24 protein-coding genes are annotated in these 24,490 nt (G+C 71.7%); 9 read left to right on the top strand and 15 right to left on the bottom strand.

Annotated features, from left to right (window positions below; translation table 11 throughout):
* Positions 1-27: 27 nt before the first annotated feature.
* Positions 28-771: a sulfite exporter TauE/SafE family protein gene (locus AXK60_RS18750; RefSeq protein ID WP_068573523.1), complete on the top strand. Its 744-nt coding sequence runs from the start codon at positions 28-30 to the stop codon at positions 769-771.
* Between the two features lie 4 nt (positions 772-775).
* On the opposite strand, the gene AXK60_RS18755 is transcribed toward AXK60_RS18750, so the two are convergent.
* From AXK60_RS18755 to AXK60_RS18800, 10 genes are all read right to left on the bottom strand, one after another.
* Positions 776-1,333, bottom strand: a complete 558-nt coding sequence (locus AXK60_RS18755; protein ID WP_068573524.1) for a YdcF family protein — start codon at positions 1,331-1,333, stop codon at positions 776-778.
* Between the two features lie 71 nt (positions 1,334-1,404).
* Positions 1,405-2,013, bottom strand: coding sequence for a TetR/AcrR family transcriptional regulator (locus AXK60_RS18760; protein ID WP_068573525.1), 609 nt, complete (start codon positions 2,011-2,013; stop codon positions 1,405-1,407).
* A complete protein-coding gene (locus AXK60_RS18765) occupies positions 2,010-2,807 on the bottom strand; it encodes an MBL fold metallo-hydrolase (RefSeq protein ID WP_231855520.1) in 798 nt (265 codons plus the stop codon). Before AXK60_RS18765 ends, AXK60_RS18760 begins: the two co-directional genes overlap by 4 nt.
* Positions 2,804-3,535, bottom strand: a complete 732-nt coding sequence (locus tag AXK60_RS18770) for a dienelactone hydrolase family protein (protein ID WP_068573526.1) — start codon at positions 3,533-3,535, stop codon at positions 2,804-2,806. The genes AXK60_RS18765 and AXK60_RS18770 overlap by 4 nt, the downstream gene beginning before the upstream one ends.
* A complete protein-coding gene (locus tag AXK60_RS18775; RefSeq protein WP_068573527.1) occupies positions 3,532-4,311 on the bottom strand; it encodes an MBL fold metallo-hydrolase in 780 nt (259 codons plus the stop codon). The genes AXK60_RS18770 and AXK60_RS18775 overlap by 4 nt, the downstream gene beginning before the upstream one ends.
* Positions 4,308-5,879, bottom strand: coding sequence for an AMP-binding protein (locus AXK60_RS18780; protein ID WP_068573528.1), 1,572 nt, complete (start codon positions 5,877-5,879; stop codon positions 4,308-4,310). Before AXK60_RS18780 ends, AXK60_RS18775 begins: the two co-directional genes overlap by 4 nt.
* A complete protein-coding gene (locus tag AXK60_RS18785) occupies positions 5,876-6,760 on the bottom strand; it encodes an SDR family NAD(P)-dependent oxidoreductase (RefSeq protein WP_068573529.1) in 885 nt (294 codons plus the stop codon). Before AXK60_RS18785 ends, AXK60_RS18780 begins: the two co-directional genes overlap by 4 nt.
* Before the next feature lie 212 nt (positions 6,761-6,972).
* The gene (locus tag AXK60_RS18790; protein WP_068573530.1) at positions 6,973-8,439 is read right to left on the bottom strand and encodes a flavin-containing monooxygenase; all 1,467 of its coding nucleotides are present in this window, start codon (positions 8,437-8,439) and stop codon (positions 6,973-6,975) included.
* On the bottom strand, positions 8,436-9,353 hold the full coding sequence (locus tag AXK60_RS18795) for a patatin-like phospholipase family protein (protein WP_068573531.1): 918 nt from the start codon (positions 9,351-9,353) through the stop codon (positions 8,436-8,438). The genes AXK60_RS18790 and AXK60_RS18795 overlap by 4 nt, the downstream gene beginning before the upstream one ends.
* Positions 9,350-10,231, bottom strand: a complete 882-nt coding sequence (locus AXK60_RS18800; protein ID WP_068573532.1) for an SDR family oxidoreductase — start codon at positions 10,229-10,231, stop codon at positions 9,350-9,352. Before AXK60_RS18800 ends, AXK60_RS18795 begins: the two co-directional genes overlap by 4 nt.
* A gap of 81 nt (positions 10,232-10,312) precedes the next feature.
* Here AXK60_RS18800 and AXK60_RS18805 point away from each other — a divergent pair, with 81 nt between their 5' ends.
* Positions 10,313-10,939 (top strand): TetR/AcrR family transcriptional regulator, encoded by a 627-nt coding sequence (locus AXK60_RS18805; RefSeq protein ID WP_068573533.1) that lies wholly within the window; start codon positions 10,313-10,315, stop codon positions 10,937-10,939.
* A 20-nt stretch (positions 10,940-10,959) separates the two neighbouring features.
* On the opposite strand, the gene AXK60_RS26590 is transcribed toward AXK60_RS18805, so the two are convergent.
* On the bottom strand, positions 10,960-11,103 hold the full coding sequence (locus AXK60_RS26590) for a preprotein translocase subunit YajC (protein WP_139058039.1): 144 nt from the start codon (positions 11,101-11,103) through the stop codon (positions 10,960-10,962).
* Positions 11,104-11,277: 174 nt separating this feature from the next.
* Between AXK60_RS26590 and AXK60_RS18810 the strand changes: the two genes are divergently transcribed.
* Complete coding sequence (locus tag AXK60_RS18810) at positions 11,278-12,579, top strand: lipase family protein (protein WP_068573534.1); 1,302 nt, start codon at positions 11,278-11,280, stop codon at positions 12,577-12,579.
* A 30-nt stretch (positions 12,580-12,609) separates the two neighbouring features.
* On the opposite strand, the gene AXK60_RS18815 is transcribed toward AXK60_RS18810, so the two are convergent.
* Positions 12,610-14,082 (bottom strand): hypothetical protein, encoded by a 1,473-nt coding sequence (locus AXK60_RS18815; RefSeq protein ID WP_068573535.1) that lies wholly within the window; start codon positions 14,080-14,082, stop codon positions 12,610-12,612.
* A 169-nt stretch (positions 14,083-14,251) separates the two neighbouring features.
* Between AXK60_RS18815 and AXK60_RS18820 the strand changes: the two genes are divergently transcribed.
* The 6 genes from AXK60_RS18820 to AXK60_RS18845 all read left to right on the top strand — a co-directional run bounded on the left by AXK60_RS18820 (position 14,252) and on the right by AXK60_RS18845 (position 20,283).
* Positions 14,252-14,965, top strand: coding sequence for a hypothetical protein (locus AXK60_RS18820; RefSeq protein ID WP_139058040.1), 714 nt, complete (start codon positions 14,252-14,254; stop codon positions 14,963-14,965).
* A gap of 77 nt (positions 14,966-15,042) precedes the next feature.
* Positions 15,043-15,819, top strand: coding sequence for a hypothetical protein (locus AXK60_RS18825; protein WP_068573537.1), 777 nt, complete (start codon positions 15,043-15,045; stop codon positions 15,817-15,819).
* On the top strand, positions 15,816-17,189 hold the full coding sequence (locus AXK60_RS18830) for an O-antigen ligase family protein (RefSeq protein WP_068573538.1): 1,374 nt from the start codon (positions 15,816-15,818) through the stop codon (positions 17,187-17,189). The genes AXK60_RS18825 and AXK60_RS18830 overlap by 4 nt, the downstream gene beginning before the upstream one ends.
* 10 nt (positions 17,190-17,199) lie before the next feature.
* Positions 17,200-17,655: a hypothetical protein gene (locus AXK60_RS18835; protein ID WP_139058041.1), complete on the top strand. Its 456-nt coding sequence runs from the start codon at positions 17,200-17,202 to the stop codon at positions 17,653-17,655.
* A gap of 56 nt (positions 17,656-17,711) precedes the next feature.
* Entirely contained in the window at positions 17,712-18,434 is a 723-nt protein-coding gene (locus AXK60_RS18840; RefSeq protein WP_139058042.1) for a hypothetical protein, read from the top strand.
* 10 nt (positions 18,435-18,444) lie between these two features.
* Positions 18,445-20,283: a cytochrome c oxidase assembly protein gene (locus tag AXK60_RS18845; RefSeq protein WP_139058043.1), complete on the top strand. Its 1,839-nt coding sequence runs from the start codon at positions 18,445-18,447 to the stop codon at positions 20,281-20,283.
* A gap of 165 nt (positions 20,284-20,448) precedes the next feature.
* Here AXK60_RS18845 and AXK60_RS18850 read toward each other — a convergent pair whose 3' ends face one another.
* The 3 genes from AXK60_RS18850 to AXK60_RS18860 all read right to left on the bottom strand — a co-directional run bounded on the left by AXK60_RS18850 (position 20,449) and on the right by AXK60_RS18860 (position 24,488).
* Positions 20,449-22,698 (bottom strand): heavy metal translocating P-type ATPase, encoded by a 2,250-nt coding sequence (locus AXK60_RS18850; protein WP_068575227.1) that lies wholly within the window; start codon positions 22,696-22,698, stop codon positions 20,449-20,451.
* A gap of 230 nt (positions 22,699-22,928) precedes the next feature.
* Positions 22,929-24,011: an alpha/beta hydrolase gene (locus tag AXK60_RS18855; protein WP_068573542.1), complete on the bottom strand. Its 1,083-nt coding sequence runs from the start codon at positions 24,009-24,011 to the stop codon at positions 22,929-22,931.
* 81 nt (positions 24,012-24,092) lie between these two features.
* Positions 24,093-24,488: a DUF5313 domain-containing protein gene (locus AXK60_RS18860; protein ID WP_068573543.1), complete on the bottom strand. Its 396-nt coding sequence runs from the start codon at positions 24,486-24,488 to the stop codon at positions 24,093-24,095.
* Positions 24,489-24,490: the final 2 nt, after the last annotated feature.

Raw genomic sequence — 24,490 nt, forward strand, 5'->3', positions numbered from 1 at the left:
ATTGATGCGCGTCGGAGAGGCGGGGCGATGACGGTGTGGGTGATCGCGGCGATGGTGGCCGCCGGGTTCGCCGCGGGGCTGATCGGCTACATCACCGGGCTGGCCTCGCTGGTCTCGTACCCGGCGCTGCTCGCGATGGGCCTGTCGCCGGTGGCGGCCAATGTCACCAACACGGTCGCGATGGTGGCGGTGGGCGGCGGCTCCATCGCCTCGTCGGCGTCCGAGCTGGTGAAGAACAAGCCGCAGATGCGGCTGCTCGCCGCGCTCGCGGTGGCCGGCGGCGTCGTGGGCTCCGCGCTCCTGATACTGGCTCCGGGGAGCACCTTCGAGGCGGTGGTGCCGGTGCTCATCGCCATCGCGGCGGTGGCGATCCTCCTGCAGCCGCGACTGCGCGAGCGCCCCGAGGTCGCGCGGCTCGCGCGGTACTACCCCGTCGGGGTGTTCCTCGTGGCGATCTACGGCGGATACTTCGGCGCGGGCGCCGGGGTGATGATCCTGGCGCTCACCCTGGTCGCGACGTCCGAGCCGCTGTGGCGCGCGGCGATGCTCAAGGCCTACGTCCTCGGGCTGGCGAACCTGGTGGCGGCCATCGGCTTCGCGGCGTTCGGCCCGGTGCACTGGCCGGCGGCGATCGCGATGGCGATCGGCGGGTTCCTGGGCGGCTGGTGCGGCCCGCCCGTCGTGGCGCGGATCGACGCGGGACGCCTGCGCGTGGTGGTCGCGATCTGCGGGCTGGGGCTCGCGGCGTGGCTGGCGCGCGTGTGGTTCTGACCGCTCAGCAGGAGCCCTGTACGACGGCCTTCGCGGTGCCGAAGAACTGGTAGAGGTAGACGAGTTCCCAGTCGGCGGGGCCGTAGTCGTAGGAGCGCGGGACCGCCCGCAGCACCGTCTCGCCGCTGTAGCACCGGTCGAAGATGTACCGGGCCCGCGTGAGGTGGTAGCCCCAGCTGATGACGATCACCGACTTCCAGCCGTGCTGCTCGGACAGGCGTTGCGTGAACATCGCCTCGCCGCGTGTCGTGCTGGGCGCGGGCCGCTCGCACGTGACGGCGATGTCGTCGATCCTGGTGTCGCACAGGTCCTGCATGGTGCGGTCGGTCGCGGCGTACGGGTTCGAGAGCACGACGTTCTTGGCGTACCCCTCCTGAGCGAGGCGGATCCCGTAGTACTCGCGGGAGTCGTGTTCACCGCCCAGCACGATGATCGCGTCCACCTTGCGGAGCGGATCCTCGTGCGAGACACCGAAGAGCAGGTATCCGACGCCGCCGACCGCCGCGAGCACGGCGACGACGAGCACCGCCGTCACCCACAGGAGCCTTTGCAATCGCCGCACGCGGACACCCTACCGGCGGCGGTTCCGGGACGCCGACCCGAGCCGGTCCGTCGCGCGCCCCCGCGGGCGCGTCACAGCACGCCGAGGCTGCGGCCCAACCGTTCGGCGGCGAACGCGATCTCGGCATCCCACGGCACGCCGAGGAAGTCCTGCCGGGCGGTGGTGTAGTGGTTCGCGAGGCCGGTCACCGTGGACCAGAGCAAGGCCATGGCGGGACGCGGATCGCCCTCGTAACCGAGGTCGACGAGGGCGGCGCCGAGCACGGCGACCAGCCCGCCCGTCGCGTCCCGGAGGTGCTGCTCGACCGCGGGCTGCAGCGTGCCGGGAGCGTGCTCGAGGCCCAGCGCGTCGAACTGGCGCCCGAAGTCCAGGTACTGCTCGCGGTACTCGGTGGCGGCCGCGGTGAACACCGCCGTGAAGTCGGTCGCGCCCTCGATCTGGGGACGTAGCCGCTCGGTGAGACCGACCACCTGCTCGGCGAAGACGCCGATGAACAGGTTCTCCTTGTTCGCGAAGTAGGTGTAGACGGTGCCGAGCGAGATGCCGGCGCCGTCGGCGACATCGCGCATCCGTAGAGCGGAGTAGCCGCCCTCGCGCAACAGTCGCTCCCCGGCGCGGAGGATGTCGATCCGGCGCTGATCGCGATCGCCCCACTGGGTGGCCGGCCTGCTCGTGTTCACCCCCCGATACTGCCCCGCGCCGCATCCGCGTACATCACCGGATCGTGCGCGCACACCAGGGTCACGTTCGAGGCACCGTCGGAGAAGGCCTCCGCGAGCCGGTCCCGTGTGGCCCGGGCCTCGCGGCGTCGTGTCGCGGTGACGAACTGGCCGAGCCGGAGTGTGGCGGGCACGTGCCCGCCGAAGACCGCCGCACGGTGGTAGAAGGCGTCGCCGCAGTGGAGGAGCCAGCCGTCGCCGGTCGGGACCGCGACCCCGGCGTGGCCCGGAGTGTGCCCCGGCAGCGGCACCAGGAGCAGGTCCTCGTCGATCGCGGACAGTGGCGCGCTCGGGAAGCCGAACCAGTCGACCGGGAACCGGTCGTAGGTGACGGTGGCGGGTGCCGGTGACGAGCGCCAGGGCCGGTACCGCAGCGCCGCCGCCGGGCCGCTCGCGAGACCCGCCGAGCGGTACTCCGTGGTGGTCACGTGGACCTTCGCCCCGGGGAAGTCGTCGATCCCGCCGGTGTGGTCCGAGTCGAGGTGGGTGGCCACGATGTGGGTCACGTCCGCGGGGGAGTAGCCGAGGGCGCGGACCTGCGCGACGGCGGTCTCGGCGTCGTCGAAGGCGGGCCGGATGACCGGTGCACTGGCACCGAGCCGTGCGTTCGGGTGCGCGATGTCCGCCGTTCCGAGTCCGGTGTCGACGAGGACCAGGCCCGCGTTCGTCTCCACCAACAGGACGTGACACACCATCGGCACGGTCCCGGGCGGGCGCATCGTGCCGCAGTTGAGGTGATGGACGCGCACCGTCATGCCACGTCTCCCATCGCGAAGCGCGCGTCGAAGAACGCGAACACCCGCGCCCACGCGTCGGCGGACACCGCCTCGTCGTAGTGCATGCCGGCCACGCGGAGCACGGCGTCGGACGCGAGCTCGATCCGGTTCGCGAAGCTGTGTCCCACACCGGGATAGGTCTTGAGGTCGGAGTCGATGCCGTGCCGGTCGAGTACCCGTTGCAGTCGCTGCTCGCCGAGCGGGATGAAGGCGTCGCGGCGGCCGAAGGAGGCGACGACAGGACAGGTGTCGGCGGTGACCATCCGGTACGTGGTGAGCGCGCCGTAGAACGGTGCCGCCGCGACATAGCGGGCGTCGCCCTCGAGGAGGGCGAAGCCGCCACCCATGCAGAACCCGGTGATCGCGACGTCGCCCGTGGACTGTGCGTCGCCCGCCAGCACGGAGCGGGCGCGCTCGAGCACGCCGAACGCGGGGCCCTTCCCGGTGGCGAGGGAGCGCATGGTGGACACGATGCACCCGGCGCGGCTGCTGCCCGCGGTGAACAGCAGCGGCGCCATCGCGAGGTAGCCGTGGCCGGCGACGATGCGGAGGTTGCGCTCGATGTCCGGTTCGGCGCCCGTGATGTCGTGCACGAGCAGCACGGACGGGCGCGGCCCGGCGGGCTCGGAGGGGCGGGCGACGAGGGCCTCGAAGGGTGCCGGTCCCCCGTCGACGGTGATCCGTTCGATCGTGACGGCGGGGGTCATCGGGAACTCCGTTCGGTCGTGTCCGCGAGCGAGATCGGCAGTCGCGGCGGGAAGCGGTGGGACGAGATCGTGTCGACGTCGGGCCGGAGCGCGAGCCGCTCGAGCGTGCGCCAGGTCTGCGCCTGGAGGGCACCGTCGGCCTTGACGACCCGCTCGTAGAGCCCGAGCGGGAAGGACGCGTCGAATCCGGTGAGCGGGTCGCGGTACCAGGCGTCGCCGGTGTGCAGGAGCCACCGGTCGCCGCGCCGTACCGCGACGCCGCAGTGCCCGACGGTGTGCCCCGGCAACGGGACCAGCACCACGTCGTCGGTGACGTACGAGCAGCCCGGCACGCCGAGCCATTCCTCGGCGCCGTCGTGGGGAGCCCAGTTCGGGCCGTGCTCGAAGAAGCGCGACCGGTACGAGATCCGGGCGCGGGGCGAGCGCGAGCGGGACGCGGCCAGTTCGGTCGCCGAGACGTGCACCGTCGCCTCGGGGAAGTCGACGATGCCGGCGGCGTGCTCGCTGTGCAGGTGGGTCAGCACGATGTCGGTGAGATCCTCGCGGCGGACGCCGATCGAGGCCAACCGGTTCACCAGCGCCATCTCGGGAGTGCGGCGCAGGCGCAGGAAGGGGCGCTCGAAACCGATCAGCGAGGTGTCCTCGAACACCGAGACCGGGAAGCCGGCGTCGATGGCGATCACCCGGTCCTCGCCGACGATGACGAGGCACAGCGTGGGGACCTCGCCACCGGCGAGGGGGCGCAGTGTGGCGACGTCGAACAGGTGGATGGTCATGATGAGGCCTCCCGGGAGAGTTGGACGAGGAGGGCGGTGGTCGCGCGCCGGTCGACCTTGCCCGCGGCGTTGCGCGGGACGGCGGAGACGAAGTGGACATCGCGCGGCTGCTCGAACCGCGAGAGCGAATCCTTCAGGTACGAGCGCAGATCCGGTTCGCGCAAGCGCTCGGTGTCGGCGACGATCAGTGCCGCGAGACGTTGTCCGTACTGCTCGTCGGGCACGCCGACCGCGCACGAGTCGACGATGTCCGGGTGCCCGGCGAGGACGTTCTCGAGCGCGCGCGGGTAGACGTTCTCGCCGCCGCTGACGATCATGTCGTCCTCGCGGCCGGTGACGTGCACCAGCCCGTCGCGGTCCATGAATCCCTTGTCGCCCGTGGCGATCAGCCCCGCGACCTCGCCCTTGTGCTGCTCGCTGGTGTACGTGCCGACGGCGGGCGCACCGCCGACGTGGATCCGGCCCGTGCTGCCGGGGGCGACGGCGGCACCGTCGTCTCCCAGGATCGCGACGGTGGCGCCGGCGACGGCCCGACCGACCGTGCCGGGCGAACGCCGGAGGTCCGACGGCGTGGCCAGCGTCGCGAGGGCGACCTCGGAGGAGCCGTAGCCGTTGTAGAGGTGGTCGCCGAAGCGGGCGGTGAAGCGCTGCGCGACCGACGGCAGGAGCGCGGAGCCGCCGCTGAGAACGATGCGCGGCATGGAGGTCTCCGAGCCCTCGGGGACGGCGTCGAGAATGCGGCTGAGCATCACCGGCACTACGAGCAGCGCGTCGGCCTCGTGGACCGCGGCGCGCTCGAGTGCGGAGGCCGGGTCGAACCGGGCGCAGGTCAGCAGGGTCCCGCCGAGGCCCAGCGTGATGAGCAGACCCGCCAACCCGAAGGCGTGGAAGAAGGGCACGGACGCCATGGTCCGCATGCCCGTGCGTGCGCCGGTGCGCAGGATCACGCTGGCGGTCATCCCGAGGACGGTGCGCACGTCGGGGTCGCGCGGGACGCCGCGCGGGGTGCCGGTGGTGCCCGAGGTCAGGAGGATCAGGCGTCCCTCGCGCGGGGACGACGGTGCGCGGTGCCCCTGGTCGCGGGCGCCCGGCGACGCGGTGCGCGTGGCGGGCACGGCGCCGACGATCGCCTCGAACTCGGCGTCGCAGATCACCAGCGAGATGTCGTGCCCCTCCAGCGACGCCGCGAGCGCGCGGTCCCGGAAGTCGGTGTTGAGCAGCACCACGTCGGCGCCGAGAGAGGTGGATGCCAGCAGCGCGACGACGAACTGCCGGCTGTTGCGGCACATGATGCCGACGGTGCCCAACGCGCCCACCCCCTCGCCGTAGTGGAGCGCGGCGGCGGCCGCATCGACCTCGGCGAGCAGCTCCCGGTAGGTGAGCGCGCCCTCGTCGTCGATGATCGCGACCCGGTCGGGGTGTCGCGCCGCGGACAGGCGTACGAGGGAGCCGATGCCCCGCGGGCCCGTGAACAGCGCGTCGAGCACTCCGGGCCAGCGGGCCGGGGGCGGTGGGACGAGCAGCCCGGACCGCGCCGCGGCCAGCGCCGTGGCGATCGCGGCGTTCACCGGAGCACCTCGTGCCGGGCACGCGCCGAGGCGGAGTCGGCCGTGAACCGGAACGCCCGCGTGTACGCGGCGGCGAACACGCCGCCGGCGGCCGCGGAGACGGTGTCGAGGGGCCACGACCACCATGGCGCCAGGACCCGCGGACCGTCGACCACGGCGGCCGCCACGATCTGCGCGGCGTGCTCGGGGTCCAGCCCCGGGAGCTTGCGCATGCTCGGCGTGGGGGCGCTCATGCGCGTGTGGATCAGGGCCATGTAGATCGAGCTCGTGGCGATCTTCCGGGCGTGCAGTTCGGGCGTGACGCTGCGGAACCAGGTGTCGAACGCGCCCTTGGAGGCCTGGTAGGCGCCCCAGCGCGGTCCCGGATACATGCGCACGCCGACGGTGGAGATGTTCACGATGCGGCCGCCGCCGGCCTCGGTCATGGCGGGGATCAGGCGCAGCAGCAGCTGGACCGGGCCGAGGTAGTTCACGTCGATCGTGCGGACGAAGTCCTGCGGCCGGTCGAGCTGGAGGTCCAGCGAACGGCGGATCGACTTGCCCGCGTTGTTGATGACGATGTCCGGGGCGCCGTGCTGCTCGATGATCGCCGTGGCCAGGGCCTCGACGGCGGCGGGCTCGGAGAGATCCGTCGGGAAGGTGTGTGCGGTGCCGCCGTTCCCGTGGATTCGGGAGGCGACCTCGTCGAGCTTGTCGGCGGTGCGGGCGACGAGGAGCACCGTGGCGCCCGCGGCGGCGAACAGTTCGGCCGTGGCCGCGCCGAGGCCGAACGAGGCTCCGGTGATGAGGACGGTGCGTCCCGAGACGGCCTCGGCGAGGCGGCGCGGGTCGGTCTCACGGCGAGGGCTGGACAGGCGCCCGGCGAGCGAGGGAGAGGTCATGGATTGCCCCAATCTGAACGATGTTCATATATGAACCATGTTCAGAATGGCGGGTCCGGACGGCCGTGTCAAGGGCCGGCGCCGGATCGGTATGCGCAGTGACGGATCGGGTCTCCGACGCGCGGGATTCGGCGGGCGACACGACGTGAGGGCCCTGCGTCCGGGCGTGCGGTACCGGGCCCTCCGGTGCCCTGCGTCCGGGCGCCTGTTCGTCAGCTGCGGTCGGCGGACCGTCGGACGTGGAAGTCCGCCTCGTCGGTCTCGGACAGCATGCGCACCATCGTCTTCCGGTCGAAGGGCCACAGGTCGATGGTGCCGCCCTCGGTGAAGTACCAGGAGTTGCAACCGGTGTTCCAGACCGTGGGGCCCATGGCTTCGGCGACCTGCTCGTTGAAGGTGTCGGTCGCGGCCTCGGTGACCTCCGCCGAGGTGACCTCGCCGCGGCGGAACCGGTCCAGCCACTGCGCGATGTACCGCGCGGTGAGATCGGCGGAGAACTGGAGGGAGATCGATCCCGTCGGCGAGTTCGGGCCGAGGACGGTGAACAGGTTGGGGAAACCCGGGATCGCCGTCATCCGGTAGGCCCGCGGGCCGCCGGACCAGGCGTCGTCCAGCTTGACCCCGTCCCGGCCCGTGACCTGCATCGGCCGCATGTAGTCGTGCGCCCGGAAACCCGTGGCGAGCACGATGACGTCGGCCTCGTGCAGCGTCCCGTCCGCGGTGCGGATGCCCTTCGCCTCGATCCGATCGATACCCTCTGAGACGAGGGAGGCGTTGCGCGCCTTGATCGCCGAGTAGTAGGTGCCGGAGACGACCTGACGTTTGCACAGCGGCTCGTCCTCGGGCGTGAGGCCGGGCCGCAGGGTGGACGGCACCTGCGCACGGAGCGACAGCCGGGCGTAGGCCTGCACCGCGCTGCGCCGCCACGACGGCTTCGTCGCGATGTCCGCGAGGATGCCCGAGCCCCAGAGTAGGCCCTGGTGCACCCGGTCGATCAGTCCCGGAACGCGTTCGAACAGGGCGGTGATCGGCGCGATCTGCGGCAGCCGCATCGGCGCCCACAGGACCCACTGCGGCGAGCGGACGAAGTGCGTGAGATGCCTCGCCCTCGGCTGCAACGCCGAGACCACCTGTACGCCCGTCGATCCCGTGCCGATGACGGCGATCCTTCGGCCCTCGGTGGTCAGCGCATCGTCCCAACGGGCGGTGTGCACCACGTCGCCGTCGAAATCCGCGAGGCCCTCGATGTCGGGGATCGCCGGATTGTGCAGGACGCCGGTCGCGCAGATGACGAAGTCGGCCGTCATCGTCTCGCCGGTGTTCAGCGTGAGGGCCCAGGTGGCGGAGGCGTCGTCGAACTCCGCCGCGAGAACCTCGGTGTTGCAGCGGATCCGGTCGGCGATGCCCAGCTGATCCACCACGTCGCGGTGGTACTGCTGGATCTGTGGACCCGTGGCCCAGATCCGTTCCCAGTCGGGCTTCGGCGCGAACGCGAACTGATAGATCTGTGAGGGCACGTCGCACGTGAGTCCGGGGTAGTGGTTCCAGAACCACACGCCGCCCACGTCGGCACCCTTCTCCAGCACGACCCAGTCGGTGAATCCCTGCTCCTGCAGGACGTGTGCGGTCGAGATGCCGGCCACGCCGGCGCCGATGACCACGATGCGCGGCTCGGTCATCGCGCCGCCTCCAGTCCGCGCCGGACGGCGAGCGGGGCGGTCCTCCGCGCGGCCTCGAAGGCCTCCGCGCGACGGCCCCGGGCCATGAAGTTCGCACCCAGCCCGGCCAGGTCGGCACCGTCGGGCGAGATCACGGTGACCTTCTGGCCGCGGGCCCGGGCCACGGCGACCTCGGCCCAGAAGACCTGCGACATAGGCCTTCTCAGCCCGGCGTACTCGATCAGTCCGCCGATTCCGGGACCGCGGACGCCGGGAGCGGAGGCCATGGACACGACCGCGATGATCTCGTCGGCGTCCTCGGGGGTGATGAGGTCGACCGAGGCCGTGGAGGCGGCGCCGCCGTCCACGAACGTGCGACCTTCGACCTCGACGGGCGGCATCCACGCCGGGATGGCCCACGATGCGCGGAGCGCCTCGGAGGCAGTGGCTTTCGGTGCGCCCGGTGCGCCGAACGCGACGCGCTCGCCGGACACCGGCTCGTAGGCCACCATGCGGGCCTTCGCCGGGACCGGCGCGCCGGGCCCGACGGTGGCGTCGGCCAGCTCTGCCAGCCACGTCGCGTCGCCGCGGCCGCGCGGGGCGATGCCCGTGAGCGGCGCGTGCCCGCCGCGCCGGGTCCACAGCGTGGACGGGTCCGAGGGCAGCGAGAACGGAATGCGGGGCAGCGAGGGCGGGGTCGCGGCCAGGTGGTGCTGCAGCACGGGCGATTCCGCGCGTCCCTCCTGCATCGCGACGAGGTCCTGTACCGAGAAGCGCTGGAGCGCGGTGATGATCTCCGAGCCGGCGGAGGTGCCCTGCAGCACGTCGAGCTCGCGGAGATCGGAGCCGAGCTGCTCCTCGAGTGCGGCGAGCGCGGCGATGGTCCACGCGCCGCCGATGGTGCCGCCGCACCCGATCACGAGGGCGCGGGTCATCGGGCGGCCTCCTCGTCGAGGGCGTGATCCGCGGCGTGGCGGTCGATGCGGTCGGTGTACGCCTTCCGCGCGGCTGCGTCGAGGTCGAGTGTGCGCCGGTCGTCGACCAGCCTGCGCGCGAGTCGTTCGATCGGCTCGGGCACGAAGGCCTCGACGAGACTCCAGCCCGGGGCCACCCACTTCGGCACGGAGGTGCGGGCCGCGCGGGTCCGCAGCGTGTCGACGATCGCGGCGGCGACGTCCTCGGGGTCGACGGTCGGCATGCCGCCGCCCAGCTGTGCTCCCGAGCTGAGTTCGGTGCGCACGGCGGACGGGAGGATCGCGCACACGGCGACGCCGGTCCCGTCGTACTCCCGGCGCGCGCCGAGGGACGCGCCGAGCGCCCCGTACTTGCTGGCGTTGTAGGTGACCATGCCGGGGATCGGGATCATCCCGGCCATCGACGCGACGTTGACGACGTGCCCGCGACCGCGCGCCACCATGCCGGGGATCGCGGCGCGCATGCCGTTGAGCATGCCGCGGATGTTGACGTCGAGGATGAGATCGGTGGTCCGCTCCGACTCCTCCTCGAAGTGGCCGAGCGGCATGACGCCCGCGTTGTTGACGAGGACGTCGATGTCGCCGCCGATCTCGGTCAGTGCGCTCCGCCAGGAGTCGCGGTCGGTGACGTCGAGCCGGACGGCGCGTGCGCCCGGGATGGTCGCGGCCGTGGCCTCGGCGACGTCGAGATCGACGTCCGCGAGAACCACGCGGGCGCCGTGCTGCGCGAACAGGCGGCCGGTGGCGGCGCCGATGCCGCGGGCGCCGCCGGTGATCACGACCAGCGCACCGTCGAGCCGCGCGAGATGGCGGTCGGAGGGGCCGAAGAACAGGGCCATGGTGGATCCTTTCGATCAGGTTGGACCAACAGTATCCGAATACTTGAAGTTTTTGAATACCGATGGCGGTATTCTCTCCGCATGGCCAGGCTGACCCGCATCGAGCAGCGCGCGCAGACGCGCGCCGACCTGCTGCTCGCCGCGCGGGACAGGTTCCTCGAGGTGGGCTACGCCGCGGCGAGCCTGGAGGACATCGCGGACCGTGCCGGCTACTCGAAGGGCGCCGTCTACTCGAACTTCGTCGACAAGCCGAATCTGTGCCGCGAGGTGCTGCAGGCGATCCACGAGGAGAAGGTCGGCCAGCTCAGCGCGCTGGTGAGCGGGCCCGGTGACCTGCAGGACCGCATCGACGTGCTCGCGTCCTGGGTCGAGCGGACGGCGGGCGACGTCGGCTGGACGATGCTCGAGCTCGAGTTCGTCACCGTGGCGCGGACCGACCCGAGCCTGCTCGCGATGGTCGTCGAGCTGCGCTCCGCGGCGCACCGCACCGTCGTCGACATGCTGCGGACCATGCTGCGCGGCGACGCCGATGACGACGCCGCCGACGCGGAGGCCGAGCTGTACGCGCTCGATTCCACTGCGGACCTGATGCTGGCCGCGGCGATCGGGTTGGGGATCCAGCGGGCCGTCGATCCGACGATCTCGCCGGAGCCGGTGATCGCATCGCTGCGCAGCACGTTGACGCTGCTCGGGGCGGGTGTGTACTGACGCCGGGGCGCGCCCAGCGTCTACAGGAGGACGACGGCCTCGCGGTGCACCGCCACGGCCCGTCCGTCATCGAGCTTGACCGACACCGCCTCATCATCGGCGCTGAGCACGGTTCCGTAGCTCAGCACCTCGTCGCGCAACTGCACGCGGTCACCTGGGGTCACGTCGTTCACCTCAATCGTTCATTCAGCGAGATGAAGATTAGCCGCTTGCAAAGGCAAGCGGGGCCGGTTCACGCGATGTTCACCGACTCCGTCGAGCGAGCCCTGGGACAGATTCTTCAGATCTGTCCCATATGCGTGTACAGTCGCTCCGAACCCCCGATCAGGAGGACCGACATGACGGCTGTGCAGAACCGCACGGAGCTCGCCGAGCACTGGCCCGCACCCGCGGAGCCGCAGATGGTGGGCGTCGACCCGTTCTTCGAGGCCCCGTCGGGCTTCGAGGACGCACCCGAGGGCACCGTCCTGCGCTACCGCGACGTGTCGATCGGCTTCCTCGGCCGCGTCAAGCAGAAGGTGCGCGCCACCCAGCTGCTGTACCGCACCGTCAACATGCACGGCGTCCCCGAGGTCACCGTCACCACCGTGATCAGCCCGCTGCGCGGCGCGAAGCCGGGCGCCCCGCTGGTGAGCTACCAGTGCGCGATCGACTCGCTGCACCCCAAGACCTTCCCGTCGTACGTGCTGCAGCACGGCGTCAAGACCGAGGACGCGTCGTTCCCGCAGATCGAGTACCTGTTCATCGCGGCCGCGGTGGCCAAGGGTTGGACCGTCTCCGTGCCCGACCACGGCGGCCAGACGGGGCGCTGGGGCATCCCCCGCGAACCCGGCTACATGGTGCTCGACGGTCTGCGCGCCGCCCTCTCGCACGAGCCGCTGGGCCTCGCGGCCGACACCCGCCTCGGCGTCTGGGGCTACTCCGGCGGCGGCCTGGCCACCTCCTGGGCCGCGGAGATCGCACCGTCGTACGCGCCGGAGCTGAACCTGATCGCCGGGGCCGTGGGCGCGCCCGTCTCCGACCCGGGCAATGTCTTCGTCTACCTGAACAACACCCTGTTCACGGGCCTGCCGACGTTGGTCATCGCCGCGCTCGCCCGCGAGTACCCGACGCTGCGCGAGGTGCTCGCCGAGCACGTCGACGACAAGGGCCGCAAGGTGTTCTACGAGGACGCCCTCGAGTGGTCGCCCGAGCGCGCGATCCGCAAGATGGCGCACAAGGACTTCGGCTACTACTGCCCCGATCTGACCTTCGAGGAGGTCGCGCGGCTGCCGAAGTTGCTGGAGATCTTCGACGACATCCGGCCCGGGCAGTCCGCGCCGACGGTGCCGATGCTCGTCGTGCAGTCCACGAAGGACCAGATCTCACCGGTGACGGACGCGGAGGCGCACGTCGCGCGCTACGCCGACGGCGGCACCCACGTCGAGTACCGCACCGACCAGTGGAGCGACCACTTCTCCATGCACTTCCTGTCGGCACCCATGCTGCTCGGCTGGCTGGCCGACCGCCTCGACGGCAAGCCCGTCGCCGACGCCGGACACACGCACAAGCGCACCATCATGGCCTCGCCGCGGCAGGTCGGGCGCACGCTGCGCCTGGTCGGCACGCTGACCCGCGTGGGACTCGCCCGCCGGATCTGACCGCTCGACCGATCGACCCCGAAGCCCGCGCTACTGCGCGGGCTTCGTCGTCGTGGTGGTGACGACCTTCTTCGTGGTGGTCGTGGTCGTGGCCGGCGTGTCCGTCTTCGTCGTCGGCGCCTGAGTCGTCGTGGTCGCGGGCTTCTCGGTGGTGGTGGCCGGCTTCTCCGTCGTGGTCGTCTTCGGGGCCGTCGTCGTGGTCCGCGTGGCCGACGGTGCCGTCGTCGTCGAGCCCGACGGTGCCGTCGTCTTCGGCGTCGTGTTGGTGGTCTTCGTGCTCGTGGTGGTGGTGGTCGCTTCGGAGGTCCGGTCCGCAGTCGTCCCGGACGTGGTCGTGGCCTTCTCCGAGGTGGTGGGCTCGGTGGTCGTCTTCGTCGCGGACCGGGTGGTCGTCGTCGTGCTCGTCGTCGCGTCCGAGGTCCGCGCCGACGCCCGGCCGCTGGTCGGGACCCGCACGTCGACGTCCTCGCCCAGGGCCTGCGCGAGCTGGGTCCGCGTGCCGTTGTAGACCGTCGCCCCGGCGATCGCGGCGGCGGTCGGGGCCAGCACCGTCGAATCCCGGAACGGATTGCCGACGACCTGCGTGCCCGGCACCGCCGTCACGACCTCCGCCCGATCCGACGTGGGCATGGGCGCGAGCACGACGCCGGGGTAGAGGGGCGCGGCGGTGTAGCCGGCGGTCGCCGAGCCGTACGCCGGCAGCCAGGGCGCCACGACGCGACCCTGGTCGTGCACCGCGACCGGGCGGCCCGGCGTGGCGGCCCAGACCGGGTAGTAGGGCTGGTCCCGGTAGCGCGGGTTGGGCCGGGCGTGCGGGTTCTGCGGAACGTCGATGCCGATGGACACGGAGATCAGCGGCTGCGGTCGCGGCTGCGACCAGTCCCGCGGGTACACCCACATCACGGGCACGTCCGCGCGGAAGCTCGCCTCGAACCACGGCTTCGGCCAACTCGGCCGCTCCCACGGCTTCGGCTGTCCGGGGTACCAGGGACGCACGCCCAGCTGCCGGCCGTACACGGTCCAGCAGGTCTGCGACTGCACCTCGACGCCGGCGACCCAGTCGTTCCAGCGGCCCGTCTCGCAGATCTGCCGGTACACGTCGATCTGGTGCGGCGTGTAGTTCCACGGCCGGGTGTTCACGGGGCGGGTGAACTGCGGCGGGGGCGGCGCGACCTCCTGCGGAGTCACGGGCAGACCGGGCACGTCCGGGGCCTTCGGGTAGTAGACGGTGGCGTCTCCGGCCGTCGCGGTGACGGTGCCCTGCTGCAGACCCGCGTTCGCCACGGCCTGCGCCGCGACCGGATCGCCCACCATCGTCACGCCCTTGCCGGGGACGGGCACACCGTCGGTCTGCCAGGCGCCCGGGTTGGAGCCGAAGTCGTCCCCGGTGGTCGGCGAGAAGGCGACCGAGCTGTCCGTGGGCTTGTCGTTCGAGCCGCACGCCGTGAGGCCGGCGACGGTGATGAGGGCGACTGCCAGCGCGCCCACGTGCTTCGCGTTCATGACGGATCCGATCGTTCGGACTGCACAAGCGCTGGTTTCGTAACGCCGATTACCAGCGACCAGTCTGCTGGTGGCGGTCCGTGGCGGTCAAGCGACGTGGGTTGGGCCCCGGGCCGCCGCACGCTAGAGTCGGTTGCGATCGTGAAGACCGACCGAGGGCTGAGGCAACGTGTGGACTGATCTCGCCCGATGGCTCCGCAGCCTGCGGGGCAGGGTGCTCGCAGTGGCGCTGGTCCTGGTGGCGGCCGTCGCCGGAGGATACGTCGGGTACAGCACGACGGACTCGTACTACGCGACGCAGGGCGCGGTCGTGGTGCTGCCGGCGGGGGCGGGCAACCCGGACGCCGGCCAGAATCCGTTCGCGAACCTCTACAACTCCACGCAGTTCACCGCCGTCGTGGCGACCAACGTGCGGTCGGAGGCCACGCGCGACCGGGTGGCCGCGTCCGGCGCCCGGCGCGACTACGTGATCGAGACTGTGGCCCGCGAGGTGCGGGCCAACTTCGCGCAGAACGCGGCGCAGATCGAGTACACGATCAACGCTCCCGATCCCGACGCGGCCAAGCGCGGGGCGGATGCGCTCGTCGCCGCGATCCGCGACGCCATCCGCACCATCCAGAGCGACGCCGGAATCCCCGCGGAGCGGATGGCGCAACTGCAGGTCGCCGTACCCGCACCCGCCGCGCACGAGGTCACCGGCGGACTCGTCATCGCAGCGCTGAAGGACGGTGGGATCGCCGCGGTGATCGTGGTCGCGCTGCTGCTGGTCCGGCGCTTCGTCCGGAACGCGCGTGCAGGTGGTCGCCGGCCCCGGGCGGGATCGTCGCAGTCGTCGCCGACGCCCGCGGCGGACCGGCGCACCGCGGGCGTGGCCTCGGAATGAGCCGGCCGGCCCGGCTATCATTGCGATCGCACAGAACTGGGCACGGGCGCCCGGGCCGGCGGCAGGAAGGACACGAGATGGACATCGCGGGCATGGTTCGCGCCGTTTTCCTCCGGCGCGTCGTGGTGGCCGTGGCGGTCATCGCTGCGGTCGTGTGCGGCGCCGCGGGATGGAAGTCCGTCACGGTCGAGTACGAGTCGGTCGGCGCCGTCGTCGCGATCCCGCCCGGCGCCGGTAACCCCAACCCCACATTGAACCCGTTCACCAATCTGTCCAACACGGCCCAGCTGGCGCACGTGCTCTCGACGGTCGCGCTCAGCGAGGACGCCCGCAAGGTCGTGGAGGCCAAGGGCGGCTCGCCCGACTACGTGGTCTCGACGGTGGCGGGCGAGGGCTCGTCCGCCCTGCTCTCGCCGCAGGTGTTGTTCGCCGTCCGCGCCCCGGACCAGTGGACCTCCCGCGAGGCCGCGGTCGCGCTGATCGACTTCCTGCGCACTCGGTTGAAGACGATGCAGGAGGAGGCCGGTGCGCTCCCGGGCACACTCGCGGACCTGCGCGTCAGCGTGGAACCGCGGCCCGGCGTCCTGAGTGGCGCCGACCCGGTGCGCGCCGCCGTCGGATACGCCATGGGCGGCGTCCTGCTGACGATGTTCGTCTTCGTCATGATCGCGGGCCTGCGGAGCGCCGTCCGCGGAACGCAGGGCGATGGTCCGCCGGACGGGGACGGTGATCCGTCGGGCGGGAACGGCGAGCCGAAGGCACCGCCGGGCACGGGGGACGCACCGGACTCCGCGCCGGAGGCACCGTCGGGCACCCCGACGGGAGCCGACGGCCGAGACCGGGTCCCGCTGTGAGCAGGCTGCGGGAATCGCTGCCGGCGGTCGACCCCGTCGAGGTCGGGTCGACGGTGACGCGGCGGATCGCGCAGACGATCGGCCCGCCCGGCGCGGTGTTCGTCGCGGCCGGCGGATTCGCGCTGCTGTCGATGCGACAGTCGATCCTGGTGCCCGCGACCTACGGCCTCACCCTGGCGCAGACACTGTTCGCGATCGGCGCCGTGGTGTGGGGGGCCGCGGCGTTCACGGGCTACGCCCCCATGGTGCGCGACCGGTCGATCGTGGCCGCGGTGCTCGCCTACGCGTTCGCGTCCTTCGTCTCCTACGGCGGAGCGATGGCGCGCGGCGTACCGAGCGGCATCACCGTCGATGCCATGGATCGCTATGTCATGGTCGACATGCTCCTGGTCGGGATGGTGCTGTTGATCCTCGCGGTGGTGCGGTCGGAGCATGCGCTGCGGGTGGTGCTGGGCGGGCTCGTTCTCGGCGGGACGGTCAGTGCGCTGTTCGCGCTCGTGTACGCGGCCACGGGGCTCGACCTCGCGCCGAACTTCCGGATCCCGGTGATCACCAAGGCCAGTGACTTCGTCCTGATCAAGAACTTCACTCGCGCCGGCCTCAACCGTCCGCAGGGCAGCGCGGGTCACGCGCTCGAGCTGTGCGCGGTGCTCACGGTGCTGGTCCCGCTGGGGGTGGCGCTGATCCTCAGCGCCCGCAGGCGCGGCGCGAAGGTGTGGCCCTGGGCGCTGTGCACGGCGATCATCGTGGCGGCCGACCTGGCCTCGCTGTCCCGATCGGCGATCGTGGGCGGCGCCGCGGCGGTGGCCGTGATGTGCTGGCGCTGGCCGGTGCGTCGCCTCCTGGTAATCGTGACGAGCGCCGTCGGCCTGTTCCTCGTCGGCACCGTCTTCCAGATCAAGGTGATCCTCGCGCTGATCGAGACCTTCGCGGGCTCGGGCAACGACTCCTCGCTGCAGTCGCGGGCCGTGGGCCAGGCGTTCGTCGCGGAGAACGTGTGGAAACGACTCTGGTTCGGCCAGGGCGTGGGCGCGTACCCGACGCTCAAGCAGCCGGTGCTCGACAATCAGTACCTCTCCCGGCTCATGGAGGCGGGGATCTTCGGCCTGGTCACCTTCATCGCCGCGCTGGCGCTCGCCCTCTACCTCGCGATCCGGGCGTCCGCGCGGGCGTCGGGCGCGACGGCCGAGCTCGCCAGTGGCATCAGCGGTGCCGTCGCCGCGCTGATCGTGATCTGCCTGATCCTCGACACCTCCGGATTCATGCAGATCTGGTACCTGACCTGGATCCTCGCCGCGCTCGCGGGGGCGGCGTACCGGCTTTCCGGTGAGCCACCGCCGCAGGAATCCGGTGAAGTGCCCGCCGGGTAGGATCACGGTCGTGAACCACGCGCACGCCGACGCCGCCGGAACGTCCCGAACCGCCCGCATCTGGGGCTGGGTCGGTGCCGCCGTGGCGCTGGCCACGTCGCTCGTGCACCTGCCGATGCTGGGCGAGCACAGCTGGGTGGTGTCCATCCTCGTCGCGGCGATGCTCATCGGGTGCGCGCACTGCTCCGTCTGCCTGTTCCGCAATCCGACGGTGAGCGCCTGGGTGCTGACCGGAGCGATGGGCGCGATCATGATCGCCCTCCACCCGGTCCTGATGTCGGCGATGAGCTCGTCGATGGGCGGCATGGACCACTCGATGCCCGGCATGGACATGGGCTCGATGGGCCATTCCATGGGCTCGATGGAGCCCTGGATGACCCTGATGATCGTGTTCGCGGCAGCCGAGATCGTGGTCGCCGTGGCCGCCCTCGGCATGATCGCCCTGCGCAGGCGGGCCGCACGGTGACCACGGTCACCGTCGACCTGCGTAACGAAGGTTTCGGGACCGGAGATAAGTGGAAGATGAACGCGAAGACTGACCTCAAGCGAGCGGGCCTGCGTCGCGCCGCCACCCTGACCGCCGCGACCGCACTGGTCGTGGGCCTGTCCGGGGGCATCGCCCATGCCGATCCCGACACCACCGCCAAGCCCACCGCGCCGGCGTCCGACCTGCTGGCGAACTCCAGTGACTTCCCCGGCGGCTACATCATCGTGCCCGCACCGCAGCAGCGGCTGGCGAACGAGCTGGGCGCCGACCCGTTGACCCTCGCGTCGTCGGCGAAGGTGAACCCGCCGGAGTGCAAGAACCTGCTGTCCGCGCTGAAGAGCTCCGAGGGCGACGCCAACACGATCGCCGGCGTGAACGACAAGGACCGCAAGAGCCTCAGCGCGTCACTGGTGGCCAAGGACGTCGACGTCGACACGCTCAAGGTCGGCCTGCTCAAGACCTGCTCCGACGTGACCATCGAGACGGGCGACCCGCGCGGCGGCACGATCAAGGCCCGCGCCATCACCAAGGAGGTGGCCTCGGACACGCAGAAGGCCACCTTCGAGATCGCTCTCGACGGCACCCGTACCAAGGGCACCGATTCCTTCCCGATCCACCAGAAGGTGCTGGTCGGCGTGGCCTCGCTGCGCGGCTACACCGTCGCGGTGCAGGGCACCAAGCTCGGCGGCGATCCCGATCGCGGTGAGTTCGATTCGTTCTTCGACAAGTCCGTGAAGAAGATCAAGGACGCGAAGTAGCTTGTCGGCGGTGGCGCAGGAGCAGTCGGGAGCCGCTGCGGAGGCGGAGCAGCAGCGCCCGGTCGCGGCGCCCCGCGGCGGGATCGCCGCACTCTTGATCGGTTCGGCCGCCGCCCTCGCGGTGGTGCTCTGGCTCGTCGCGAGCGAGGGCGAGCTGCGCTACCTCGTCAACGGCAACGCCTACCCGGGCGCGCTCACCGCGTACGGGGCGGCCGTGGGCCGGCTGGTCGGCACCGTCGCCGCGGCCCTGACCTTCGGCTCGATCGGCTACGCCGTGTTCCGTACGCGGGCCCTCGACTCGGGCGAGCTCGGCCTGCGCGGGTACCTCACGCAACTGCAGGCCCGACGGTACGCCGCCGCCTGGGCCGTCGTCTCGGTCCCGATGGTCTTCCTCGCGGCCGCGGAGAGTGCAGCCCAGGACCTCGTGGCCACGTACCGGGTCGGCGGTCTCGGCGTGCTGATCTCGGCGTCGGACACGGCGAAGGGCTGGATCGTCTCGCTGGTCTGCGCGGTGGCCGTGTCCGTGGCGCTGCGCACCGCGTACACCTGGGTCGCGCACCTGTGGATCCTGCTGCCCGCTGTGGTGGGCCTGCTGGCCACGATCGTCACCGCCAACGAGGCGCAGAACTGGAACCACGACTACTCCACCGCGGCCCTGACCACCCTCGCCGTCGTCGCGGCGCTGTGGCTCGGTGGGCTGTGGTCGGCGGTGCGGCTGCCGGCGCGGTCTGAGCGGCGCTGGATCGGTCCGCTGTTCGCCGCGCTCGCGCTCGTCAACGGCGCGGTGATCGCGCTGATCATGGCGCCCGGCTCCGACCTCTGGGTCACCTGGTACGGGCAGCTGCTGCTGGCCACCGGCGTGCTCCTCGTGGCGGCGGGCGCGGCGCACTGGCTGCGCGCCCTACCCGCTGCGGCGGCGCTGCTGACGGCCGCGTTCGGCACCGCGATCGCGGCGTCCGAGCTGACCCCGCCGCCCTTCCTGCGCAGCCGGCCCACGGTGGGCGAGAACTTCCTCGGCTACAACCTGCCGGACCCGCCGAGTGCGATGGCCTTCCTCGGGAACTGGCGTCCCGACCTGAACCTGGCCCCGTTCGCGATCGCCCTCGCCGTCGGCTACCTGATCCTGGTCCGGCGGACGGCGAACTGGCCGTGGTACCGCACCGTGCTGTTCCTGCTGGGCTGCGTCGCGCTGCTCACCCTGACCGGCTCCGGGCTGCGCACCTACTCGAACGCGATGTTCAGCGTGCACATGGTGGTGCACATGCTGATGACCTCGATCGTCCCGGTGTTCCTCCTGCTGGGCGCCCCCGTGACGCTGCTGCGCGACACGCTGCGCGGCGCCCCGGCCCGGTGGCTGGCCATGCTGCTCGACTCCCGGTCCTTCGCGGTGCTGATGCGGCCGGTCGTGCAGCTCGCGCTGTTCGCGTTCGTGCTCTACGGCCTGTACTTCACGCCGCTGTTCGACACCATCGGCCGCTACCACTGGGGTCATCTGGCCATCTACGCCGCGTTGCTCTTCACCGGCTTCCTGTTCTACTGGCGGGTCTTCCAGATCGATCCGGTACCGACCGAGCTGCCCTTCATCGGCCGGATCGGCATGCTGCTGGCGATGATGCCGATCACCATGGTGTTCGCCCTCATCGTCATGACGATGGACGGGCTGGTCGGCTCGCGGCTGTACCTGTACCTCGACTTCCCGTGGATGACGGATCTGCATCGCGACCAGTTCGTGGGCGGCGTCGTGGCCTGGGCGACCGACGAGGCGGCCATCGCGCTCGTGACGCTCGGGCTGGTGCTGCACTGGGCCTGGCGCAACCGCGACGAGGACTCCGAGCCCGAGCTGCTCTGAGCTACGCCCGCCCCGAAAGCTCCTGCGCTGGCCTGGTGATGTCATTTCGAGAGCCATGCGTGCCGCGCATGGCTTTCCGATCGGTCATCGCTCCAGCTCGCGTCAGCGCCAGGCCGCTCGCTCGTCCGCCGTCAGCGGCTCGTCGTTCCGCGTGCCCGGCGCCGACTACGGCCGCGTGCCGAACTTCCGCAGGCGCAGGCTGTTCCACACCACGAAGAACGAGCTGAAAGCCATCGCGGCGGCGCCGACGAGAGGGTTGAGCAGGCCCGCGACGGCGACCGGGATCGCGGCCACGTTGTAGCCGAAGGCCCACACGAGGTTCGTCTTGATGGTCTTCAGGGTCGCGCGGGCCAGGCCCAGCGCGTCGGGCACCGCCGACAGCTCCTCGCGCATGAGGACGACATCGGCGGCGCTCTGCGCCACGTCGGTGCCGGTGCCCATCGCCAGGCCCAGGTCCGCGGCGGCCAGGGCGGGGCCGTCGTTCACGCCGTCGCCCACCATCGCGACCTTCCGGCCCGACGCCTGTAGCTCCCGGACGGCTGCGACCTTCCCGTCCGGCAGCACGTCGGCGCGCACGTCGTCGATCCCGACGAGCGCTGCCACCTTCGCGGCGGCGGCGGCGTTGTCGCCGGTGAGCAGGACGGTCCGGATCCCGGCCGCGTGCAGCCGCGCGATGGCGGCAGCGGCGTCCGGCTTGATCGTGTCGGCCACCTCGAGGACGGCGGCGACGGCACCGTCGACCTCCACGACGGCGACGGTGCGCCCGGACTCGGCCGCGGCGGCGACGGCCCCGCCGAGCGCTCCGGGCGCGACGAAGCGGGGCGATCCGACGCGTACCGTCGCACCCCCGACGACGCCCGAGGCCCCGAGCCCGGGCACGGCCCGGAAGTCCTCCACGGCGGGCAGGTCGGCGCCCGCCCGCGCCACGACGGCGCGCGCGACGGCGTGCTCGGACGCGTTCTCGACCGCCCCGGCCAGCCGCAGCACCGCGTCCTCGGTGAACCCCGGCGCGACGCTCACCACGGCGACCGAGAGCACGCCGGTGGTGACGGTGCCCGTCTTGTCGAAGACGACGGTGTCGACGGTCTCGGTGGCCTCCAGGGCCCGGTGGCCGCGGACGTACACGCCGAGCTGCGCGCCCCGACCCGACGCGACCATGAACGCGACCGGCGTCGCGAGCCCGAGCGCGCACGGGCAGGCGATCACCAACACGGCGATCGCGGCCTTCACCGCGTGATCGATGGACCCGCTCCCGATCAGCCATCCCACGAAGGTGAGCGTCGCGATGGCGAAGACGCAGGGAACGAAGACGGCGGACACGCGGTCGGCGAGGCGCTGCATCCGCGCTTTGGTGGCCTGCGCGTCCTCGACGAGCCGCAGCATCGCCGCGAAGGTGGTGTCCTCGCCGACGGCTGTGGCGCGGACCGTCAGGCGGCCGTCCTGACAGACGGTGCCGCCCACGACCCGGTCGCCGGGCCCGGCGGGAACGGGCCGGGACTCGCCCGTCATCGCCGAGTTGTCGATGAACGCCGACCCGGACTCGACGGTGCCGTCCGTCGCGATCGTCTCGCCCGGGCGCACGACGAACAGCTGCTCCTCGCGCAGTTCCCCGACGGGGATGCGCAGCTCGGAGCCGTCGCGGACCAGTACCGACACCTCGCGGGCGCCGCGCGTGGCGAGCTCGCGCAGCGCGGATGCGGCCTTCGCGCGCGCCGACGCCTCGAAGTAGCGGCCGGCCAGCACGAAGACCGTGACGCCCATCGCGACCTCGAGGTAGATCGGGTCGGACTGGAGCACGGCGTTCCAGAAGCCGTGCGGGTCGGGGCGCTGCCGCCCCGGGGTGAGCACGGTGACCACCGACCATGCGGTGGCCGCGGTGATACCGACCGACACCAGCGTGTCCATGGTCGCGGCACCGTGCCGCGCGCCCTGGAGGGCCCGCTTGTGCAGCGGCCAGGCGCCCCACGTCACGACCGGCAGGCTCAGCGCGAGCAGCACCCACTGCCATCCCGTGAACCGCGTGGAAGGGATGGTCGCGAGCACGATCGACAGGTCCGCGGCGGGCACGAACAGCACCAGCGAGACGATCAGCCGGCGCAGCACGTCGCGCCGCTCGCGCTCCTCGGCGAGGATCGCGCGGCGCGGGTTGGGCGACTTCGGGGTCGCGCTGTAGCCGGCGGCCTCGACGGTGTCCGTGAGCTGCCGCACGGTGACCTCGGCCGGATGCTCGACGGTGGCCGTCCGCGTCGCGAGGTTGACGACGGCGCGCACCCCGTCGACCTTGGCGAGCTTGCGCTCGACCCGCCCGACGCACGCGGCGCAGGTCATGCCGTTGACCTCGAGGAAGGTGCGCTGCACACCGCCCGGCTCCGGGGCGGCGGAGGCGGGTGGGGCGGGGGTGGAGAGGTCGGTCACCACTCCAGTATCCGCAGATGCCCCCGAATACGCGAAAGGCCTTGATACCGGCTCCCGGAATGGGGGGAGGAGGGGGAACCGGTATCAAGGCTCAATCACGCAGCCACCGACGTGGGGGGAGACGTCATATGGCGGCCGCAGAACCTACGATACGTGGTGTACGCGTACGCGTGCCACCTTTCCTGCGATGCGCTGCGTCGTGTCGATCCGCAGCAGCTCACGGCCGGTTGTCACGACCGTTTTGCAAGGCCATCGCGCAGCACGTCGAGAGCGGCGTCGACCTCGACGCGGGCGTCGGCGCTCACGCCCACCGAGTTGATGAATCCGTGCAGCGAGCCGGGTGCCAACTGCGTGGTGGCGTCCACTCCGGCGTCCCGGAGGCGCTGCGCGTAGGCGGCGCCCTCGTCGCGCAGTGGGTCGAAACCGGCCACCACGACGTGGGTCCGCCCGATGCCGCCGAGACTGTCGGCGTGCCGCACGTCGAACTTGGGGTCCGTGTCCTGGCCGGGCTCCGGCGTGTAGATCTGCCGGAACCACTCGATGTCGGCCTTGGTGAGGAAGTAGCCCTCGGCGAAGGTGTCGCGGCTGCGGTTCCCCGGATCGGCACCCGTCACGGGGTAGAACAGCAGCGAGAAGGCGGGCTGTGCGCCGCCCTCGAGCGAGAGCTCGCGGGCCGCGACCGCGGCCAGGTTGCCGCCCGCGCTGTCGCCGGACACGGCGACCCGCGCGGGGTCGGCGCCGAGCTGGTCGGCGTGCTCCAGGGCCCACTTCGTCGCCGCGACGGCGTCGTCGGCGGCCGCGGGGAAGATCGCCTCCGGCGCGAGCCGGTAGTCGACCGACAGCACGCGCACACGCGCACGGTCGGCGATGTACCGGCAGGGCGCGTCGTGCGAGTCCAGGTCGCCGAGCACGAAACCGCCGCCGTGGAAGAAGACCACCAGCGGAGACCCGGCCTCCAGCCCCGCGGGCGTGTAGAGCCGCGCCGGGAGCGGGCCGGCGGCACCGTCGACCATGAGGCCCCGGGCACCGACCGTCGGACCGGCACCGGTGCCGACGGCCTGGCCGAGCTTGTTCAGCGATACGCGGGAGAAGGCGACGTCGCGGGCGCCGGACAGCCCGTCGACGCCCTGCAGGCCCAGCAGCAGGAGCGTGATCTGCGAGTCGATGCCGAGTTCGTTGCCCTCGACGGTCTGCGGGGTCCCGAGCCGCTGCTTGACGGACACGGGCAGCCCGAACAGCAGCTTCGCGCCGCCCGCGACGAGCGGAGTAGGGATCTTCTGGGAGAGCGTGTGGAGGAGGTCGGTGAGCGCCATGGACCCGATAGTAGGACGTGCGTCACGTATCACGGCGGGTACGGCGCCTCCCGGTGACTCGTGCGCCCGGGCGCGGGTGCGTCAGTCGTCGTCGCGCGGGCCGTACTTGGCCCGGTAGTCGGCGTGCACGTCCGCTTCCTTCTCCCGCGCGATCACGTCGACGAGCTCGGGGTCGAGGCCGTGATGCCGCAGCCGCCCGCGCCGGTAGATCTTGTTCAGTGCGATCGAGAAGTAGACGAACGGGATGAAGATCGGCAGCGTCATGGTCATCCGGTTGAGCACCGACGTGTCGATGAACCAGAACGGGACGAGGATCAGGAAGCAGGGGATCGCGAACCGCACGACGGTGCGCATCGCGGCGCCGGGCCCGGCGAGGTCGTTGGCGACCCACGGGTGCATCGACGGGGGCAGGACCGTGCGGCCGTAGGCGTACGGAATGAATTGCAGCACGTTCGGCTTGCTCCGGCCTTCGCTCATCG

The organism is Tsukamurella pseudospumae (assembly GCF_001575195.1).
GTDB lineage: Bacteria > Actinomycetota > Actinomycetes > Mycobacteriales > Mycobacteriaceae > Tsukamurella > Tsukamurella pseudospumae.

Coding starts and splice junctions, on each gene's coding strand:
- AXK60_RS18825 (WP_068573537.1), top strand. CDS start 15,043: ATGGACATCGCGGGCATGGTTCGCGCCGTTTTCCTCCGGCGCGTCGTG.
- AXK60_RS18840 (WP_139058042.1), top strand. CDS start 17,712: ATGAACGCGAAGACTGACCTCAAGCGAGCGGGCCTGCGTCGCGCCGCC.
- AXK60_RS18855 (WP_068573542.1), bottom strand. CDS start 24,011: ATGGCGCTCACCGACCTCCTCCACACGCTCTCCCAGAAGATCCCTACT.
- AXK60_RS18765 (WP_231855520.1), bottom strand. CDS start 2,807: ATGACGGTGCGCGTCCATCACCTCAACTGCGGCACGATGCGCCCGCCC.
- AXK60_RS18750 (WP_068573523.1), top strand. CDS start 28: ATGACGGTGTGGGTGATCGCGGCGATGGTGGCCGCCGGGTTCGCCGCG.
- AXK60_RS18860 (WP_068573543.1), bottom strand. CDS start 24,488: ATGAGCGAAGGCCGGAGCAAGCCGAACGTGCTGCAATTCATTCCGTAC.
- AXK60_RS18815 (WP_068573535.1), bottom strand. CDS start 14,082: ATGAACGCGAAGCACGTGGGCGCGCTGGCAGTCGCCCTCATCACCGTC.
- AXK60_RS18790 (WP_068573530.1), bottom strand. CDS start 8,439: ATGACCGAGCCGCGCATCGTGGTCATCGGCGCCGGCGTGGCCGGCATC.
- AXK60_RS18785 (WP_068573529.1), bottom strand. CDS start 6,760: ATGACCTCTCCCTCGCTCGCCGGGCGCCTGTCCAGCCCTCGCCGTGAG.
- AXK60_RS18770 (WP_068573526.1), bottom strand. CDS start 3,535: ATGACCCCCGCCGTCACGATCGAACGGATCACCGTCGACGGGGGACCG.
- AXK60_RS18795 (WP_068573531.1), bottom strand. CDS start 9,353: ATGACCCGCGCCCTCGTGATCGGGTGCGGCGGCACCATCGGCGGCGCG.
- AXK60_RS18775 (WP_068573527.1), bottom strand. CDS start 4,311: ATGACCATCCACCTGTTCGACGTCGCCACACTGCGCCCCCTCGCCGGT.
- AXK60_RS18810 (WP_068573534.1), top strand. CDS start 11,278: ATGACGGCTGTGCAGAACCGCACGGAGCTCGCCGAGCACTGGCCCGCA.
- AXK60_RS18800 (WP_068573532.1), bottom strand. CDS start 10,231: ATGGCCCTGTTCTTCGGCCCCTCCGACCGCCATCTCGCGCGGCTCGAC.
- AXK60_RS18805 (WP_068573533.1), top strand. CDS start 10,313: ATGGCCAGGCTGACCCGCATCGAGCAGCGCGCGCAGACGCGCGCCGAC.